Origin of the sequence: Sphingobium sp. KCTC 72723, from assembly GCF_014280435.1 — a bacterium.
Taxonomy (GTDB): domain Bacteria; phylum Pseudomonadota; class Alphaproteobacteria; order Sphingomonadales; family Sphingomonadaceae; genus Sphingobium.
Genome location: NZ_CP060388.1, coordinates 4,229,534 through 4,245,783, shown reverse-complemented (window position 1 = coordinate 4,245,783; position 16,250 = coordinate 4,229,534). Strand labels below are relative to the sequence as shown.

Here is a 16,250-nt window from a genome sequence, read left to right as displayed (position 1 = left end):
TATGGACATGGCATCGCATCCATCGCCCCCCGCCCCGCACCTGCCGGGGCCGCCCCAGCGTGCGCGCTGGGCCGCGCTGGCGGCTGACGCGGCGGAATCCAACGCTTTTTACGCACCCGACATGCTGGGCGCGGCGATCGACCATCTGGCCGACGAAGGATCGGTCCGTCTGATCGAGGCACGGGCGGGCGACGCGGTCATCGGCCTGCTGCCCATCATGGTGCAACCGCGCCATGGCCGCCTGCCCATCGGCTGCGTTGCCAACTGGATGCACGATCATTGCTTCTTTAGCGCGCCGATGATCGCGCGCGGGCAGGAAGTGGCGGCATGGCGCGGCCTGCTTGGCCAACTGGATGCGGCGCCTTGGGCGCGCGGCTTCCTGCATCTTCAGGGACTGGACGCAGCCGGGGCCAACGCCGCCGCGCTGGAAGCACTATGCGTCGAACAACGGCGCGGACGGCGCGAAATCCACCGTTACGACCGGGCGATGCTGCGGTCGGGCCTGTCCGCCGACGCCTATTGGGACACCAATGTCCGTTCCAAAAAGCGCAAGGAATTGCGCCGCCTGCAAAAACGCCTGGCCGAAAGCGGCACGGTGGAGACCCGGCTGCTGGCCGATCGCGGCGAACTGGCCCGCTGGTGCGCGGATTTCTTGGCACTCGAAGCATCGGGGTGGAAGGGCCGCGAAGGCACGGCCCTGTCGTGCAAGCCCGCCGACGCTGCCTTCTTCCGCGCCGCCTGCGCCGCTGCGTTCGACGCCGGGCGGCTGCACATGCTGCGCATCGACCTGGATGGCCGGGCGATCGCGATGCTGGCCAATTTCCGCCATGGCACCGGCGCTTTCTCCTTCAAGATCGCGTTCGACGAAGCGCTGGGCCGCTTTTCGCCCGGCGTGCTGATCGAAATCGCCAATCTTCACGCGGTGCAGGATGATCCCGCGATCGACTGGATGGACAGTTGCGCCGCGCCCGATCATCCGATGATCGACAGCCTGTGGGCGGAACGGCGCACCATCGTGCAATATCGCATCGCATTGCACGGGTCCGGCCCGGCCCGTGTTCAGCGCGCCGCTGCCTTTGCCATCGCCAATGGCGTCGAATCCGTTGCCAGCCTTCTGAAAGGACAGGGATGACTGCCCACAGCCCGATCCGGCATAATCCCGCCGCGATCTTTCCCGACACGGCGCGCACGACTTTCGCTGCCGCCTATCCCGACCAGCCGGCGAAACTCACCCACGCCCTTGTCGGCCATGATTTGCTTTGCCTCGACGCGCTGGCGGTGCTGGCCGAACGGATGCCCGCGTCCAGCGTGGAATATAATCTGGGCAAGCTGCCGCTGGGCGTCCGCCCCGAAGATACGCCGGCCAACGGCCTGACGCTGGGCGAAACCATCCGCACCATCGACACCAACGGCAGCTGGGCGGTGCTAAAAAATGTCGAGCGCGATCCGGCCTATGCCGCCTTGCTTGATGCCGCGCTGGCCGACCTCGATCCCATCGTGCGCGCCAGCACCGGGCCGATGCTCCACCGCGAAGCCTTCATCTTCCTGTCGTCGCCGGGCAGCATCACGCCATTTCATATGGACCCGGAACATAATATCCTGCTCCAGATCATGGGGACCAAGGTGATGACCGTGTTTCCCGCCCATGACGAAGCGCTGGTCCCGGCGCAAAAGAGCGAGGAATTTCACGGCGGCGGCCACCGCAACCTGGTGTGGCAGGACGGTTTCGCCAGCCATGGCACCGCCTTTCCGCTCGTCCCCGGCGACGCCATCCATGTGCCGGTCAAGGCACCCCATTTCGTCCACAACGGTCCCGCCGTCTCGGTCAGCCTGTCCGTGACATGGCGATCGCAACGCAGCGTGGCGGAGGGGGAACTGCACAGTTTTAACGCGCTGCTGCGGCGGCGCGGCCTGCCGGTCGGCACGATCAGCGTGGCACCCGAACGGCAGGGCGTCCGGCGGCTGGCCTATCGCATCATGCGCAAACTGGACGTTTAGAGTCTTTCTCGAATGCGCCTTACGGCGCATGGCCGCACCGGCCCTCTCCCCCACCCGGCCACCCATATGATACTGCCGTTGGGTGGCCGGGTGGGGGAGAGGGCCGGTGCGGACCCGAAATGCGCTCTTTCGCGCATTTCGCGACAAACTCTCACGCAACCGGGCGTTTAAGCACCCGGCGCAACAGCGCTTCCCCCTCCAGCCGGGGCGAAAATCGCTCCAGCTGCCACCATTCCAGCTGTTCCTCGCGCGTGGACAGGCTCTGCTTGTAGCGGTCCTTGCCCGCCAGCAAAGAATAGAGCGTCAGGCCACGTCCGCCATAATGGGCGACCGCCGCTGTGTGGCACAGCAGGCCCGGCTTGTCCTTGGCCGTGCGCGGATCGGCAAAGGCAGACTGGTAATTGAGCGCCTGCCCACGATGCACGAAATTGACCAGCAGCCCCACGACGCCACCGGCATCGGTAAAGCGCAACAGGTCCACTGCCCCGCTTTCCAGCCCGCGCGCCACGATCATCGCCACGAAGCCGCGAAATCCCGCATCGTCCCAAGCATTGTCGGCATGGCGTCCACCGTTCAGCGCCGCCATCTCCGCCAGCCAAGGCGCGATATCCGCCGCCTCCGCCCGCGCGATATCGGGCAATGCCCCGCCATGATCCTTGATCGCGCGGCGAATCTGGCTGCGCGTATTGGCGCTCAGCAGCGACAGATAATCACCCCCCGCGCCGCGCACCGCGTCCAGATCGACCTGATAGACGGGCGAAGCATCCACCCGCACTGCCCGCCGCGCAGCCAGGCCCAGCAGCGGCGAATCGGGCGCAACCCCGCTCAGTCGCAACACCCGCCAGTCGCGCCGCCGGGTCAATGCCGCCATGGCAGCAGCAGCGGCTGCGTCATCCTGCCCCCGCGCGACCATCAGGCCATTATATTCGACATAGGGCCGGTCCGCGGCCACATCGCCCGACTGGTTGAGGCAGAGCGTCGCCACCCGCCCCAGCAAACGCGGCACCATCGCATGACCCACCAGCGCCAGCGCGACATCGCGCCCCGCAGCATCGCTCACCGCCAGCAATTCTGGCCGCACGCCATAGCTGTCGATCCAGCTGCCGGTCCATGTCCAGCCCAGGAAAAAGGCCGCGTCCGACTGCGCCTCCAGCGCCTGCCAGCGCCCGGCCAGCGCCGCGCGATCGGGCAGCGAAAATGTAGCGGTAAGAGCCATGTCGCCTCTTGTGGCAGAGCGGCCCGTCCGGTCAAGCGATCAGCCGCGCACGCGCCGCGCCGGATCGACCGTACCATCGGCCCGCACCCCCGCCCGTGCCAGATCGCGCGGCATATGCCCGGTCAGGAAACGGTGCCACATCACGAAATCGGCGCGCAGCGACCAGAGCGGATAGCGGAATGTCGCGGGCCGGTTCCGTTCGATCAGCCCATGACCCGCCCAGGCAAAGCCATAACCCGCCAGCGGCAGCGCGGCGGCCATCCACCACCGCCCGGCCAAAGGGGCCGCCGCCAGCAGCAGCACGACCACGCTGGTCCCCGCATAATGCAGCGCCCGCGTGCCGGGCCGCGCATGTTCCTGCAAATAATAAGGCCAGAAATCGGCAAATCGGGTGATGGCCACGGTCATCCTCTCCCTGTGGAGCCTCCGTTTAGCCAAATGTCCGATCGCTGTTAAGCCCGATGCGTCAGGCCGTGGCCCGATCGGGCGCAAACAGAAAATAATCATAGGCCGCGCGCGCTGCCTCCGCCATGATGCGGTCGCGCGCCACATGGCCCCGATGGTCCTGCATCACGAACACGGTGATCGCAAACAACCGCCCATCGGGCAGCGTGACGACCCCGGTATCGTTGCCCGTGCCATTGAGCGACCCGGTCTTGTGCGCCACCACCGTGCCGGGCGGCAACATGCCCGGCAGCCGCGCCTTGCCGGTCTTGCACCGTTCCATGATGGTCAGCAGCGTCGCGGTGCTTTGCCCCGACAGCGCCTTGCCCGTGCGGATCGCCGTGATCAGTTGCGTCATCGCGGCGGGGGTAGCCGTGTCGCGGGGATCGCGGGCAAAGGCGATGTTGGGCGTGTCGCGCGCGTCCCGTTCGCGCAGCGCCGGATCGGCCGCCATGGCCGCTGCCACATTGCGGTTGAAATTACCCGGACGCGGCGTCAGCCCCATCGCCCGCCACAGCAGGTCGGCAGTATTGCTGTCGACGCGCAGCCCCCGCACGCCCAGTCCGGCGACCCAGGCGTTGACGGCCGCCGGACCACCCGCCCGCGCCACCAGCACGTCGGTCGCGTCATTGTCGCTGCGTGTCAGCATCAGGTCGATCAGGCCATAGATGGTCGGCATCCCGCCCGGCCCGGCCACCTTCTCCTCCAGCGACAGCGCGCCGCTATCCACCATCGCGAATATCTTGCCCGCCACCGCGACCTTATAGGCGCTGGCCATCGGGAACAGCATGTCCCCGTTCAGCGACAGCGTCTCCCCGGTGCCAAGTTCGCGCACGACGATGCCCACGGTCCCGTCGGTCAGGGTCGCAAAGCGCTGAAACTGCCCGATCAGCCGGGTTTCGGCAGTCTGCTGCACCGCCGATTTGGTCGGGCCGAACGCCACGGCATGGGGAAGCGGCGCAAGGAACAGGCCAAGGGCGGCAAAATAGCTGATCGAACGAAGAAACGGCATGGCACTATCTCGCCAAAGCGCGCGCACGGCGCAAGGGTGTTTACCGGAAATCGCGGCCAGTTGACACGTCTCCACCCCACAGGCCATCAGGCACAGCATGACCGCCCCCATCAAACTGCATGAAAGCTGGCGCATCGCGCTGGCCGACCAGTTCGCCGCCCCGCACATGGCCGGGCTGAAAAGCTTTCTCGAATCGGAAAAGGCAGCGGGCAAACGCATCTTCCCCAAGGGCAGCGAATATTTCCGCGCGCTCGACCTGACCCCGCTCGACCAGGTGAAAGTCGTGATCCTGGGGCAAGATCCCTATCATGGCGAAGGGCAGGCGCATGGCCTGTGCTTTTCGGTGCAGCCGGGCGTGCGCACCCCGCCATCGCTGGTCAATATCTACAAGGAACTGGAAAGCGACCTTGGCCTTCCCCGCCCGCGCCACGGCTTCCTCGAACATTGGGCGCAACAGGGCGTGTTGCTGCTCAACAGCGTGCTGACCGTCGAAATGAGCCGCGCGGCATCGCATCAGGGCAAGGGCTGGGAAATCTTCACCGACGCCATCATTCGCACCGTCGCGCAACAGGACCAGCCGGTCGTGTTCCTGCTCTGGGGCGCCTATGCCCAGCGCAAGGCCGCCTTTGTCGATCAACCCCGTCATCTGGTGCTGAAAGCTGCCCACCCCTCACCCCTGTCGGCCCATAATGGCTTCCACGGATGCCGCCATTTTTCTCAGGCCAACGCCTTTCTGAAGGCACACGGTCGCGGCGCGATCGACTGGTCGCTGCCCGACATCGGCTGACGGGCGACAAATCCCGATACTGAACCGGGGATAACAGTCCGGTTCAGCAAAGGCACAAGCCCGCCCTGCCATATCATCCTCCACAAGTTTTCGAATCTGGAGGAGAAACACCATGATGATCCGCAAAGCCATTTTGGCCACCGCCCTCGCCGCCGCGACCATGACGGCCGTCATTCCGGCAACGTCCTATGCCCGCGATCATGATCGCCGGGGCCATCGCGAATATCGCGGCGACTATGACCGGGGTGATCGTTATGCCAACCGCCGCGACTATCGCAACGACCGCTGCCGCAAGTCGGGCGGCACCACCGGGCTGTTGCTGGGTGGCGTAGCGGGCGCATTGCTGGGCCGGGCCGTCGATACGCGCGGCGAACGCGCCACCGGCACTATCGTTGGCGCAGGTGCAGGCGCACTGGCTGGCCGGGCGATCGACCGCAACTCCAAATGCTGAACGCAAAAAGGGGGATGGCGCGAACCGCCATCCCCCCTTTTCTCATGACCGGCGCGGCGTAGTGACGCCGCCCCCCATCACAGATTACATCTTGATCGCGTTGCGGAACATCACGACCGCAATGACGATCAGATAGACGCCGAAAATCTTTTTCAGTGGCTTGGCCGGCAACGCATGAGCGACTGCGACGCCCAATGGTGCCGTCAGGACCGACATCGACGCAATGGCCAGCGTCGCAGGCACATTGACATAGCCCAGCGATCCCCATGGCAGGCCAGTTTCCTTCAAACCGATCAGCGCAAAACCGATGGCACTGGGAATGGCGATCAGCGTGCCGACACCCGAAGCCGTCGCAATTGCGCGGTGGATCGACCGGCCGCACAGCGTCATCACCATGATGGCGATGGTGCCGCCGCCAATACCCAGCAGCGCGGAAAATGTCCCCAGACCGCCAGCAATGCCGACACGGGCGATGCCCGATGGCATATCCTCGCTGATGACCTTGTCGCCGATCTTGGGCAGCAGGAAATTGAGCGACATCAGGAACACCCCGACCGCAAAGATCATGGTCAAAATGTCGCCATCGACATGGCCCGCCAGCAATACGCCCACGCCATCGCCCAGAATGATCCACGGCGCCCATGTTTTCAGTATCTCAAATTCCACCGCGCCGCGCTTGGCATGGGCCAGCAGCGACCGGATCGACGTGACGATGATCGTCGCCGCCGACGTGCCGATCGCGACATGAGCGATCGCGTCGGGCGTGCCGCCCAGCAATGGCAGCACGACAAACAGCGCAGGCACGACGACGAAGCCGCCGCCAATGCCGAAAATACCCGCCGCAAAGCCTGCGAACAGGCCCGCCGCCAGCATGGAGATCAACGGCACCAGCCAGGTCGTGAGTTCACCGTGCATTACTGCGCCCCCTGTTCCGATGCCGGGCGATCGCCCTTGCCCTTGGCCATGCTGTTGCGATCGCCCGTGCAGGTCAAGGCGGTGAGGTGGGGAATATCGAGCATGTCGTTGAACCAATGCCTCTCTTCGGCGGACCATCTGAATGAGTGAAGTGCAGCACTCTTGGTCGGGTAAACGAACGGTGCCGGGGAATCCGCACCTGCATCCGACAAAAGGATGAGAGGCGCAGACATAATAACGGCGCCGGTCCGGTGGGACAGGCGCCGTTGCATTTTTTCATTCCTCCCCTGCAAGGGGAGGGGGACCGCCCGCATAGCGGGTGGTGGAGGGGTGTCGCCCTATCGCGATGGCGATGCCTCTCCGTCAGGGCTGCGATCTGCCATCTACCCAGCCAGGACAGAGCTATCGCATATTACTTTTCCTCATCCCTACAACGTCATCCTGAATTTATTTCAGGATCCATCATGCCTCAAAAACCGCCGTTCATGACGAGAGACGAGAAATGGATGCTGAGCCGCAGGCCAGCGCAGCTAAACCAGTTCAGCATGACGATTAAACTTGAGATATTTCCATATGCGATAGCCCCGCCTTGCAGGCGAGGATCGGCACAGCCTCGCCTTTACGCGATCGCTTCTTCCACCGGCGTATAATCCAGCCCCAGATCCTCGGCCACCGCGCGATATGTCACTTTGCCATTCCATACATTCAGGCCCGCGCGCAGATGTTCGTCGGCGCGCAATGCGCCCTTCCAGCCCATCTCGGCAATGCGCAACGCATGGGGCAGCGTGACATTGTTCAGCGCATAGGTGCTGGTGCGCGCGACTGCGCCGGGCATGTTGGCGACACAGTAATGGACGATGCCATCGACGATATAGGTCGGGTCGGCATGGGTGGTCGCATGGCTGGTTTCAAAACAGCCGCCCTGATCGATCGCCACGTCGACCAGCACTGCGCCCTTCTTCATGGTTTTCAGCATGTCGGCGCTGACCAGCTTGGGCGCCGCCGCGCCGGGGATCAGCACCGCGCCGATCACCAGATCGGCATCAGCCACACATTCGGCCAGGTTGGCACGGTTGGAAAAGCGCGTCTTGGCCCGCGCCTCGAAATACATGCCCAGCTTTTCCAGCACTTCGGGGCTGCGGTCGAGAATGGTGACGTCCGCGCCCAGGCCCGCCGCCATCTGCGCCGCGTTGAAACCAACGACCCCGCCGCCGATCACCGCGACCTTGGCGGGCAGCACGCCCGGCACCCCGCCCAGCAATACGCCGCGGCCGCCATGCGCCTTTTCCAGCGCGGTCGCGCCCGCCTGTATCGCCATGCGGCCCGCCACTTGGCTCATGGGTTTCAGCAGCGGCAGGCCGCCGCTCGCGTCCGTCACAGTCTCATAGGCGATGCAGGTCGCGCCCGACGCGATCAGGTCGCGGGTCTGGTCGGGATCGGGGGCCAGATGCAGATAGGTGTAGAGGATCTGGCCGGGGCGCAGCATCGCGCGTTCGCCCGGCTGCGGTTCCTTCACCTTCACGATCATTTCGGCGGTGGCGAAGATTTCGGCGGCAGTCGCGACGATCTCCGCACCGGCCTTCTCATACAAAGCATCGCTCGCGCCGATCCCCTCGCCCGCGCCCGTCTCGACCAGCACGGTGTGACCATGGGCGGTCAGTTCATGCACGCTTTCGGGCGTCAGGCCGACGCGATATTCGTGATTCTTGATTTCCTTGATGGTGCCGACGATCATGATGACTCTCCGAAACAGCAAATTTTGGCGCGGCGCGTTGCCCGCGTCCTTGTGACGCGAACATAGCGCGGAACCACCAGCGAATGTTCCCTGATTTTCGGACTTTGCCATGGCTCCGCGGGATGTTATCCCGAACTTATCGGATTAAACGGGATTTTCTTGCATGGATCGGTTCGACATCGCCATCATCGAAGCGCTACAATCCAACTCGCAGCCGTCCATGGGCGAACTTAGCGAAGTTATCGGCCTCTCCCCCTCCGCCTGCCACCGCCGCATCAAGGCATTGGAGGATAGCGGCGTCATCACCGGCTACGCCGCCCGGCTCGATCCCGCCGCGCTTGGCCTCGACCTGCTGGCCTTCGTGGAAATCTCGCTGACCAGCCAGAGCCGCGAAGCGATGGACCGTTTCGAAACCGCCGTGGCCGACTTCCCGGAGATACTGGAATGTCACCTGATGGCAGGCCATGCCGACTATATGCTGCGCGTCGCCGCCGCCGACCTGAAAGGGTTCGACGCCATCCATCGCGATTGCCTCGCCCGCCTGCCCGGCGTTTCGGCGATCCGCACCAGCTTTGCCATCCGCCGTATCCGCGACTGGCGCGGCTATCGCCTGCGCGGCATCAGGGGGCTGGTTTGACGGAGATTGGCCTGATGGGAACCGGCGCATTGCACAGGTCCACCCCGCCCGCCGGACGATCGTAGAAATCATCCTTACGGTTGGCCCTCAACCGCAGATACTCGGCAAAGCTGGCCGACCCGACATCCATCACTTCATAGCGGGGCCGCATCTTTTCGGCCATGTCGCTCGCCAGCCGCACCGACAGGATCGGCACGGTTTTCTCGTCCGCAGTATAAAAGCCCAGATCCCCCGAACCGCGCGGCAGGCTGGTCAGATGCGCCATCCCCTCGATCACCCGGCCCACCACCGCGATGTTGCGATCCAGCTGGCGCGGTGCCTGCCCGATCACCGTATAAAGCTCCGCCCCTGTCCCCGCGTCCGGCGAAGTGTTGCGCCCTACCCCGACAAAGCCATAGCAATGCGGCAACCACGCCCCGTCGCCATCCATCGCCACCGGCCAGCCATCGACAAAGCCAGTCGCGGGCGCATAAGGATCGGCATGGGGCAAGGGCGTCACGGCCAGCCGCACATTGGCGATCGACCGGACATAATCGGCGGGACTGGTGGGCGACAGGCCAGGCGGCAGCGGCTTCTTCTCGGTCACGTCGCCCCATTGCACGACATAATTGTCCTGCACCCGGTTGATGCTGGTCCCGTCCCACCAATGCGCCTTCGCCAGCGCCCGGATATTGCCGACATGGCGCGGACCAAAGGCGGGTGCCAGTTGAATGACCACCCGCTTGCCACCCCCGATCGTCATGACCAGCAAGTCATCCGCCGCAATCACCCGCCACGCGCTCGCCGGTGCCTGCGCCACGACGGCGGACGGCGTCACCGGCGGATCGGACGCCAGAGCGGCGGGGGTCAGCAGGGAAGCGAACAGCACGGAGCCAAGGGATCGGATCATGCCGCCATCAGACAGGCGAAGCAGAACAAAGTAAAGCGCCCCATCCCCCTTGCCTATCCGTTCTTGCCGCGATAGGGAGCCGGACTTCCAGAGCAATGCGGAGCGGTGGCCGAGTGGTCGAAGGCGCTCGCCTGGAAAGTGAGTATACGCCAAAAGCGTATCCAGGGTTCGAATCCCTGCCGCTCCGCCACCAACTTTTCCTTACACATCCGTTCCGAATCACGAAAGCCCAGCATTTCTGTGGCTTTCAGCGTGATTCGCATCCACTTGCATCCCTGCCCGTCCACCGGTGACCGATTGGAAATGTGGGAAAGAATGTTGGAGAATTGGTGGCATGGGAAAGCTCTCCGCTACCGCTGTGAAAGCAACAAGACGTCCAAACCTGCAGCAGTGATTGCGCCTTTCCATACCAGTTGGCGTCTCTCGAACGCCAGCTAGGCCCCATCGAGCATCGCGCGCCTGGCGCGCTCTTGCGCTACGCCAACAACCCTCGCCGTCATCCAGAAAAGCAACTGGTCGCGCTGGAAGCCTCGATTCGTGAATTCGGATTCTTGCTGCCTGTGCTCATCGACGAGGAAAGCATGACAACGCGAATGGCTGTAGGTGCAAGCCGCCTACGTCCGCTTATCTCCCCTCAGCGCCTCATAGCGGATCGGCAGCTTGCGACCAATTTGGGCCTCTGGAATGGTTAAGCAGACAGACCTAGTAGAAGAGAAAAATTGGCGGCTGAACGGCGACAAAGGGTCAACATTGGCGGGGTCGGCGACATTTCTACGTTTCAAGATTGTGGTGACTGATGGCTATTTTTGTTTGGAGCGGGCATTTTTTGGGCGGCGACCCTGTCGATCGCTTCTCATGCGCTCCTGTGGGGCGCAGGCGCCCCAATTCGCGCTGATAATTCGAACCCTTATCACCGTCTGTTATCTTTCCCGCCGAAACCCCGGTTCTAGCGCGATGAGTCTCCGGAGTTGCCGCGTGACACTCGCACGGTGGACGGTGACAATCGCCGGATCGATCGCCACCAAGGCCGGTTCTACAACCCGCGTGGATCGACCACTGTCCGGATCGGTGACAGTGGATTGGACATGTCGGCCATTGCAGCCCTCACGTCGTTCAGCCCGATGCGCGTTCCCAACCAAGGGCGTACATCGATCCGCCCGTCTGCGATCGCGCGCAACGCGAGTTCCATGTCCTCCGGCTCTTCACCGCCCGCGAACTGGATGTTGAGCCGCTTGTTCTGCGCTGCAAAGACGAGGAGCTGTTCCGGCTCCATGCAATAGCCACCCATCACGATCCGAGCCCCAAAGCCGACGCCGGTAATGACCTGTTGCAAAAGCCCAGGCTGGCCGACGCATTCGTAGATGAGGTTCGCCCGACGGTCGCCGAGATCTGGAAGCCGCCCATAAGGGGACAGCTCGCGCGGATCGATGACAATATCTGCGCCCATTGCAATGGCCAGGGAGCGCCGCTCTTGATGGAAATCGGCGGCGACGATCGGTGCGATACCCATCAGCTTCAAACCCGCAATGACGCCAAGGCCGATCGCACCGCAGCCCAGCACCAGAACGACATCGTCCTTGTCGGGCCGCCCCCGCCGCGCATGTTCCAGACCCACCGCAAGCGGTTCGGTCATCGCCGCGAGATCGTCGTCCAAGTCGCCGGGGACTTCGAGCATCATGTCTTCGTCCAGCAACATGTACTCGCCAAAGCCGCCTGGGCAGTCGTGGCTGAAGCCGACGATGGCATGGGCACCAGACTGCCGCATGATCGGAATGGAGGTGACCTTCCTGCCGACTTTCACCGTGCGCTTGCTGCCTGGACCATAGTCGATGACCCCACCGACATATTCATGTCCGGGGACGAACGGACGGTTGAAGTCGAGACCTGCATAGGGTCCGCCATGCACTTTCGACAAACCGATGATAGTCTCGCCAGAATGGAGGAAATGCGCCTCTGAAGCGCACATCCCGCAGCTATGGGTGCGCACAAGCGCCTGGCCCTTGCCGGGCACCGGATCGGGCATCTCGCCCACATGAACGCTGCCGTTCTGAATATAGGCTGCTTTCATGGTCTATCCTGTTCGTTTAGGTTGAGCGCCGCGTAGGATGGATCGCTCCGGTCACGACTGCCCATGTCAGCCTGGCTCATTGCAGTCACGGGCCGGGTCTCGTCGAAGTCGCGGATCGCGATGCGATGATCGAGGCCCCAGCGCCCATCCCGGAACGACCAGCGATCGACATAGCGGGTCCAAACGCTCATCTGCATAAGTGTCTCGCCGCGCTGCATCCGCAGGGTTGCGGTGCAATAGGCCTCGCTCCCGGCCCGGTCGCCGTCGAGCGTGATGAGGATGTTACTGATCTGGTGGGAATGAGCGAGCAGACCGCGATGGGAGGCACATATCTTGTCGATCACGGCTTTTCCCGGCCCCTGATGAAAACTCGCGCCATAATCGGCGGTCGCCTCTTCGTGCCAGATGCTGTGACCCAGCGGAACGTCCAGCCTGTCCACGGACCGGCAATAGATATGGATCAGGTCAGCGATCGCTTGCCTGTCGTTCGGATCGGAACGGGTCATCCTTGAGCGGGCCTCAAGTTTTGCATTGCCGCTTCCATGGCAAGAATGCGGTTTCGCCTTGCAGCGGCCGATTGCGGCACACGCCCCGCATCGTCATCCTCAAGACCCCAGTTATGCACGGGTCCATATGGCAGTCGTTCCAATCCGACGCGGGCCACATCTGCGGCCGTTGCGACATCGCTGGGCATCGGCGCGCCGCGACTTTCAAGCCATCGGCGAAATTCCGGCGTATCGGTGCGGCCCAGGATCAGGTTCAGCACATCGACGTCATGGCGTCGCAATTCGGCCCAAAGCCCTTCGCCAAAGCACAGGTCGAACGCCTTGCTGCCAGAATAGACTCCCAACCCCGACGCGCCGCCATAACAGGCACCGGACCCGACGAGAATGATTCCCCCACGCTTGCGCTCGCGCATCTTGGCACCGAGTAGATGGGACGCCTGCATTACCGCGACCACGTTGCGCGCGACCAAATCCGTCCACGCCTTGATATCCGTCTCGAAAAAGGCGGTGCCATTCGGATCACCGCCCGCGTTGCTGATATACAAGCCCACTTCGCGGCTTTCTGCGACCGCCGCAATCTTTTCGATGGCGTCCGGAGCAGCGAGATCGATAGAGGCCGTAAGGGTTTCGGTGCCATAGGCGGCCTGCAATTCGACCGCCAGTGCTGCCAGCGGTTGCTCGCGGCGGGCGATCAGGATGATCTTCAGCCCCTCGGATGCGAGGCGATGGGCAAAGGCTGCCCCGGTTCCCTCCGATGCTCCTGCGATCAAAGCCCACGGTCCATACTTCTCGTATATTCCCATATCCCGCTCCTGCATCTTCATGTGCCGACGTGTAGATGAAGAATTACCGGCTATGCCGCCATTACAATTTTCGCGTACTGTCATATCAGAAATGGATAGGTTGGAAGGGCGGCTCATGGAAATCAGACGGCTCAGCTACTTCGTGCGGATTGCCGAGGATGGTTCGCTGACACGCGCAGCGGGCATGGTGCGGGTGGCCCAGTCTGCGCTCAGTCGACAAATGCGCTTGCTGGAGGAGGAATTGGGCGTGCCCCTGTTCGAGCGCACGGCGCGAGGAATGCGCCTCACTAGTGACGGTGAAAGGTTGCATGCCTCTGTCGCCGCGCCGCTGCGCGAACTGGAATTGGCGATTCAGGGAATACGTTCTGGGCCCTCGCGCGGGGCGGCGCATCTTGCTCTTGGCCTGCCTCCCAGCATCGCCGATCTCATCGGTCGGTCACTGGCGCTCCAGCTGCGCTCCGCCTTTCCCGAAATCTGCTTCCGACTGGTCGAGGGACCGACCGGTGGGCTGGGAGATTGGCTGGGCCGCGGCATGATCGACTTCGCCGTTCTCGAAGAGGTTTCCCGTAACGATCTTCTCATCGAGCAGAAACTCCTGTCCCTGCCTTTCATGTTGGTTGGCCCGCCTGGTATTGAAGCACCTTCGGGCTCCTCCGTTGGTATCGAAGAGGCTCTTGCGCTGCCATTGATCATTCCATCCCATCATTTGGGTATCAGGGCTGCGATCAACGATGCGGCGCAGCGGAGCGGGCTAAACCTGGACGTCCAGATGGAAGCGGACTCGACGCGTCTCATCAAGGAACTGGTGCAGTCGGACATTGGATATGCGCTTCTGCCGGAGAGATATGTCTTTGAGGCAGTCGCGGCAGGCCAGCTGCGAGGCTGGCGGCTCAGCGGCGCTGCGCCGGTACTCGACATCCTGTTTTCTTCGCGCAAGGCGAGCCGGAATGCCGGGCGGCAGTTTGTCAGCGTTGTGGAATTCATCACGCACGCGATCGAAGGTGCTTTGGCAATGACGGATTCCAGTTAAGAGGAGCCATGAGCGCACTGGTCGGGGAACGACTTGAGTTGGTCGCGAGTTGCCGACAGCCGCCTGAAAAGTGGACCGTTTGCAGCTGGGGATCGAAAAATCTGGCTCGGAGCGTCTGTGAAGGGTCGATTTCCGTACTACTCTATGCGACCGCCAGATTGGTTCCTTCGCTTAGTACTCGACCTTGGCGCCCGGCAACCCCGCCGCGGTCATAGCTTTGCTTTGCAGAAGGTCCAGCTGCTCGTGTAAATGCCTATCGTTAGAATCTTGAGACACAATGAATTATCGCCATTCCTTTCATGCTGGCAATAGTGCGGATGTCGTGAAGCACAGCCTCCTAATCGCCTTGGTGCGGGCCTTGCAGCACAAGCAAGGCGCGCTGACTCTCATCGACACCCATGCCGGCTGCGGGCTGTACGACCTTGGCGGCGACGAAGCCCAACGCACTGGCGAAGCGACGCAGGGCGTGCTGCGGGCGTTTGCCGACCCGAACCCCTTGCTGGACGACTATCGCGCCGCCGTGCAGGCAGTGAATGTGGGTGGCGAGCCGCAGCTTTACCCCGGCTCGCCGCAGTTTCTAACGCAGCTTTTGCGTCCGCAGGATTTCCTGATCCTCAACGAAAAGCACCCGGAAGACGCTGGCATTCTGCGCGGCGTGATGCGGGGAACCCGCGCGGCCGTGCATGAACGCGACGCCTACGAACTTTGGCTGGCTATGGTGCCGCCCCGAGCCGCGCGCGGCGTTGTGGTGGTCGATCCGCCTTATGAGCAGACCGACGAACGCGCGCGCATCACCGCCACCCTCGCTGCCGCTCACCGCAAATGGGCGCATGGCGTGACGGTGATCTGGTATCCGCTGAAAGAGCGCGCCACGCATCGGCAATGGAAGGCGCAGCTACGCAAGCTCGACATCCCGAAATTGCTGGTGGTGGAGCATTGGCTATACGATAGCGAGCAACCCGGCATCTATAACGGCGCAGGCCTCTATATCGTCAATCCGCCCTATGCTTTCACGCAGACACTGCCGCCACTGTTAGAAGCTCTGCGCGCGGCGTTAGCGCCCGAAGGGCATAAGGGCGAGATCATATCCGGTTGGTTGCGCGATTCGGATAAACCCTCATCCCATCCTTCCTTCACCCAAAGGGGGAATCGCCGCGCTTCAGGTCGCGATCAAATCGGGTCATCCTGATCGTTCCGAATGGCGACTGAAGGAGTTGAGAAAAGCCTGTGATACGATGGATGGGAGTCCCGCTGCCGACCCGCTAAGGGTGGGATCGCCAAACACGGTGGGCCACTCGCCAAAGGAGAGGTTGGTGGTGATGATGACGCTGGTCTGCTCATAGAGTTTGCTGATCAGGTGGAACAGCAACTGGCCGCCTGATCGAGCGAACGGCAGATAGCCCAGTTCATCGAGCACGATGAGATCGAGACGGAATAGCTGGGCGGCGAGAGCGCCACTCTTGCCGATCCTGGCCTCCTCTTCGAGGCGGATCACCAGATCGACCGGGTTGGAGTATCGGCCTCGGGCGCCGGAGCGCACAACGTTGGCGGTGATGGCGATGGCCAGATGGGTCTTGCCGGTGCCTGTGCCGCCGACCAGGACGATATTGCGCTGTGCGGGCAGGAACCGCCGGTTGAAGACGCGTTCCTCGCCGTCGCTAGAGCGCTCATAGTGGCGCAATATTTCAGCGCTTTATGATGGAAAACATCTATCCATCATTCTCCCAATGTGATGGGTGCCAGAAAAAGGCATACCCAA

16 protein-coding genes, 1 tRNA gene and 2 pseudogenes are annotated in these 16,250 nt (G+C 63.0%); 9 read left to right on the top strand and 10 right to left on the bottom strand.

Annotated elements, in window-relative coordinates:
* Nucleotide 1: 1 nt before the first annotated feature.
* Both SPBM01_RS20660 and SPBM01_RS20655 read left to right on the top strand, forming a co-directional pair.
* Complete coding sequence (locus tag SPBM01_RS20660; RefSeq protein WP_188063314.1) at nt 2–1,132, top strand: GNAT family N-acetyltransferase; 1,131 nt, start codon at nt 2–4, stop codon at nt 1,130–1,132.
* Nucleotides 1,129–1,998: a cupin-like domain-containing protein gene (locus SPBM01_RS20655; protein ID WP_188063313.1), complete on the top strand. Its 870-nt coding sequence runs from the start codon at nt 1,129–1,131 to the stop codon at nt 1,996–1,998. Before SPBM01_RS20660 ends, SPBM01_RS20655 begins: the two co-directional genes overlap by 4 nt.
* Nucleotides 1,999–2,149: 151 nt before the next feature.
* Here the strand turns inward: SPBM01_RS20655 and SPBM01_RS20650 are convergent, their stop codons facing one another.
* From SPBM01_RS20650 to SPBM01_RS20640, 3 genes are read right to left on the bottom strand one after another with little or no spacing between them, the layout of a single operon-like run.
* A complete protein-coding gene (locus SPBM01_RS20650) occupies nt 2,150–3,214 on the bottom strand; it encodes a GNAT family N-acetyltransferase (protein WP_188063312.1) in 1,065 nt (354 codons plus the stop codon).
* Between the two features lie 39 nt (nt 3,215–3,253).
* Entirely contained in the window at nt 3,254–3,622 is a 369-nt protein-coding gene (locus SPBM01_RS20645) for a DUF962 domain-containing protein (RefSeq protein WP_188063311.1), read from the bottom strand.
* 58 nt (nt 3,623–3,680) lie between these two features.
* Entirely contained in the window at nt 3,681–4,670 is a 990-nt protein-coding gene (locus tag SPBM01_RS20640; RefSeq protein WP_188063310.1) for a serine hydrolase, read from the bottom strand.
* A gap of 97 nt (nt 4,671–4,767) precedes the next feature.
* On the opposite strand from SPBM01_RS20640, the gene ung reads away from it, so the two are divergent.
* The gene (gene ung / locus SPBM01_RS20635; RefSeq protein ID WP_188063309.1) at nt 4,768–5,457 is read left to right on the top strand and encodes a uracil-DNA glycosylase; all 690 of its coding nucleotides are present in this window, start codon (nt 4,768–4,770) and stop codon (nt 5,455–5,457) included.
* 112 nt (nt 5,458–5,569) lie between these two features.
* Nucleotides 5,570–5,908 carry a glycine zipper 2TM domain-containing protein gene (locus SPBM01_RS20630; RefSeq protein ID WP_188063308.1) on the top strand — a complete coding sequence of 113 codons (339 nt, stop codon included), beginning with the start codon at nt 5,570–5,572 and terminating at the stop codon, nt 5,906–5,908.
* Nucleotides 5,909–5,992: 84 nt separating this feature from the next.
* Here SPBM01_RS20630 and SPBM01_RS20625 read toward each other — a convergent pair whose 3' ends face one another.
* A complete protein-coding gene (locus tag SPBM01_RS20625) occupies nt 5,993–6,823 on the bottom strand; it encodes a sulfite exporter TauE/SafE family protein (protein WP_188063307.1) in 831 nt (276 codons plus the stop codon).
* A 619-nt stretch (nt 6,824–7,442) separates the two neighbouring features.
* Nucleotides 7,443–8,558, bottom strand: a complete 1,116-nt coding sequence (gene ald / locus SPBM01_RS20620; RefSeq protein ID WP_188065867.1) for an alanine dehydrogenase — start codon at nt 8,556–8,558, stop codon at nt 7,443–7,445.
* 163 nt (nt 8,559–8,721) lie between these two features.
* Here ald and SPBM01_RS20615 point away from each other — a divergent pair, with 163 nt between their 5' ends.
* Nucleotides 8,722–9,195 carry an Lrp/AsnC family transcriptional regulator gene (locus SPBM01_RS20615; protein ID WP_188063306.1) on the top strand — a complete coding sequence of 158 codons (474 nt, stop codon included), beginning with the start codon at nt 8,722–8,724 and terminating at the stop codon, nt 9,193–9,195.
* Here the strand turns inward: SPBM01_RS20615 and SPBM01_RS20610 are convergent.
* A complete protein-coding gene (locus SPBM01_RS20610; protein WP_188063305.1) occupies nt 9,179–10,084 on the bottom strand; it encodes a peptidylprolyl isomerase in 906 nt (301 codons plus the stop codon). The two genes, SPBM01_RS20615 and SPBM01_RS20610, sit on opposite strands and share 17 nt — an antisense overlap.
* Nucleotides 10,085–10,183: 99 nt before the next feature.
* Between SPBM01_RS20610 and SPBM01_RS20605 the strand changes: the two genes are divergently transcribed.
* Both SPBM01_RS20605 and SPBM01_RS20600 read left to right on the top strand, forming a co-directional pair.
* Nucleotides 10,184–10,274, top strand: a tRNA-Ser gene (locus SPBM01_RS20605).
* A gap of 280 nt (nt 10,275–10,554) precedes the next feature.
* A complete protein-coding gene (locus tag SPBM01_RS20600) occupies nt 10,555–10,776 on the top strand; it encodes a hypothetical protein (RefSeq protein WP_188063304.1) in 222 nt (73 codons plus the stop codon).
* 341 nt (nt 10,777–11,117) lie between these two features.
* Here SPBM01_RS20600 and SPBM01_RS20595 read toward each other — a convergent pair whose 3' ends face one another.
* From SPBM01_RS20595 to SPBM01_RS20585, 3 genes are read right to left on the bottom strand one after another with little or no spacing between them, the layout of a single operon-like run.
* Nucleotides 11,118–12,152, bottom strand: coding sequence for a zinc-binding dehydrogenase (locus SPBM01_RS20595; RefSeq protein WP_188063303.1), 1,035 nt, complete (start codon nt 12,150–12,152; stop codon nt 11,118–11,120).
* Nucleotides 12,149–12,658: a nuclear transport factor 2 family protein gene (locus tag SPBM01_RS20590; protein WP_188063302.1), complete on the bottom strand. Its 510-nt coding sequence runs from the start codon at nt 12,656–12,658 to the stop codon at nt 12,149–12,151. Before SPBM01_RS20590 ends, SPBM01_RS20595 begins: the two co-directional genes overlap by 4 nt.
* Nucleotides 12,655–13,482 carry an SDR family NAD(P)-dependent oxidoreductase gene (locus tag SPBM01_RS20585; protein WP_262504280.1) on the bottom strand — a complete coding sequence of 276 codons (828 nt, stop codon included), beginning with the start codon at nt 13,480–13,482 and terminating at the stop codon, nt 12,655–12,657. The genes SPBM01_RS20590 and SPBM01_RS20585 overlap by 4 nt, the downstream gene beginning before the upstream one ends.
* Before the next feature lie 94 nt (nt 13,483–13,576).
* Here SPBM01_RS20585 and SPBM01_RS20580 point away from each other — a divergent pair, with 94 nt between their 5' ends.
* The gene (locus SPBM01_RS20580; RefSeq protein ID WP_188063301.1) at nt 13,577–14,491 is read left to right on the top strand and encodes a LysR family transcriptional regulator; all 915 of its coding nucleotides are present in this window, start codon (nt 13,577–13,579) and stop codon (nt 14,489–14,491) included.
* A 277-nt stretch (nt 14,492–14,768) separates the two neighbouring features.
* Nucleotides 14,769–15,596: pseudogene (locus tag SPBM01_RS20575) on the top strand (23S rRNA (adenine(2030)-N(6))-methyltransferase RlmJ); the annotation flags it as partial.
* Nucleotides 15,597–15,752: 156 nt separating this feature from the next.
* Here SPBM01_RS20575 and SPBM01_RS20570 read toward each other — a convergent pair.
* Nucleotides 15,753–16,118: pseudogene (locus SPBM01_RS20570) on the bottom strand (ATP-binding protein); the annotation flags it as partial.
* Nucleotides 16,119–16,250 lie beyond the last annotated feature (132 nt).

Coding starts and splice junctions, on each gene's coding strand:
- SPBM01_RS20660 (WP_188063314.1), top strand. CDS start 2: ATGGACATGGCATCGCATCCATCGCCCCCCGCCCCGCACCTGCCGGGG.
- SPBM01_RS20655 (WP_188063313.1), top strand. CDS start 1,129: ATGACTGCCCACAGCCCGATCCGGCATAATCCCGCCGCGATCTTTCCC.
- SPBM01_RS20650 (WP_188063312.1), bottom strand. CDS start 3,214: ATGGCTCTTACCGCTACATTTTCGCTGCCCGATCGCGCGGCGCTGGCC.
- SPBM01_RS20645 (WP_188063311.1), bottom strand. CDS start 3,622: ATGACCGTGGCCATCACCCGATTTGCCGATTTCTGGCCTTATTATTTG.
- SPBM01_RS20640 (WP_188063310.1), bottom strand. CDS start 4,670: ATGCCGTTTCTTCGTTCGATCAGCTATTTTGCCGCCCTTGGCCTGTTC.
- ung (WP_188063309.1), top strand. CDS start 4,768: ATGACCGCCCCCATCAAACTGCATGAAAGCTGGCGCATCGCGCTGGCC.
- SPBM01_RS20630 (WP_188063308.1), top strand. CDS start 5,570: ATGATGATCCGCAAAGCCATTTTGGCCACCGCCCTCGCCGCCGCGACC.
- SPBM01_RS20625 (WP_188063307.1), bottom strand. CDS start 6,823: ATGCACGGTGAACTCACGACCTGGCTGGTGCCGTTGATCTCCATGCTG.
- ald (WP_188065867.1), bottom strand. CDS start 8,558: ATGATCGTCGGCACCATCAAGGAAATCAAGAATCACGAATATCGCGTC.
- SPBM01_RS20615 (WP_188063306.1), top strand. CDS start 8,722: ATGGATCGGTTCGACATCGCCATCATCGAAGCGCTACAATCCAACTCG.
- SPBM01_RS20610 (WP_188063305.1), bottom strand. CDS start 10,084: ATGATCCGATCCCTTGGCTCCGTGCTGTTCGCTTCCCTGCTGACCCCC.
- SPBM01_RS20595 (WP_188063303.1), bottom strand. CDS start 12,152: ATGAAAGCAGCCTATATTCAGAACGGCAGCGTTCATGTGGGCGAGATG.
- SPBM01_RS20590 (WP_188063302.1), bottom strand. CDS start 12,658: ATGACCCGTTCCGATCCGAACGACAGGCAAGCGATCGCTGACCTGATC.
- SPBM01_RS20585 (WP_262504280.1), bottom strand. CDS start 13,482: ATGAAGATGCAGGAGCGGGATATGGGAATATACGAGAAGTATGGACCG.
- SPBM01_RS20580 (WP_188063301.1), top strand. CDS start 13,577: ATGGAAATCAGACGGCTCAGCTACTTCGTGCGGATTGCCGAGGATGGT.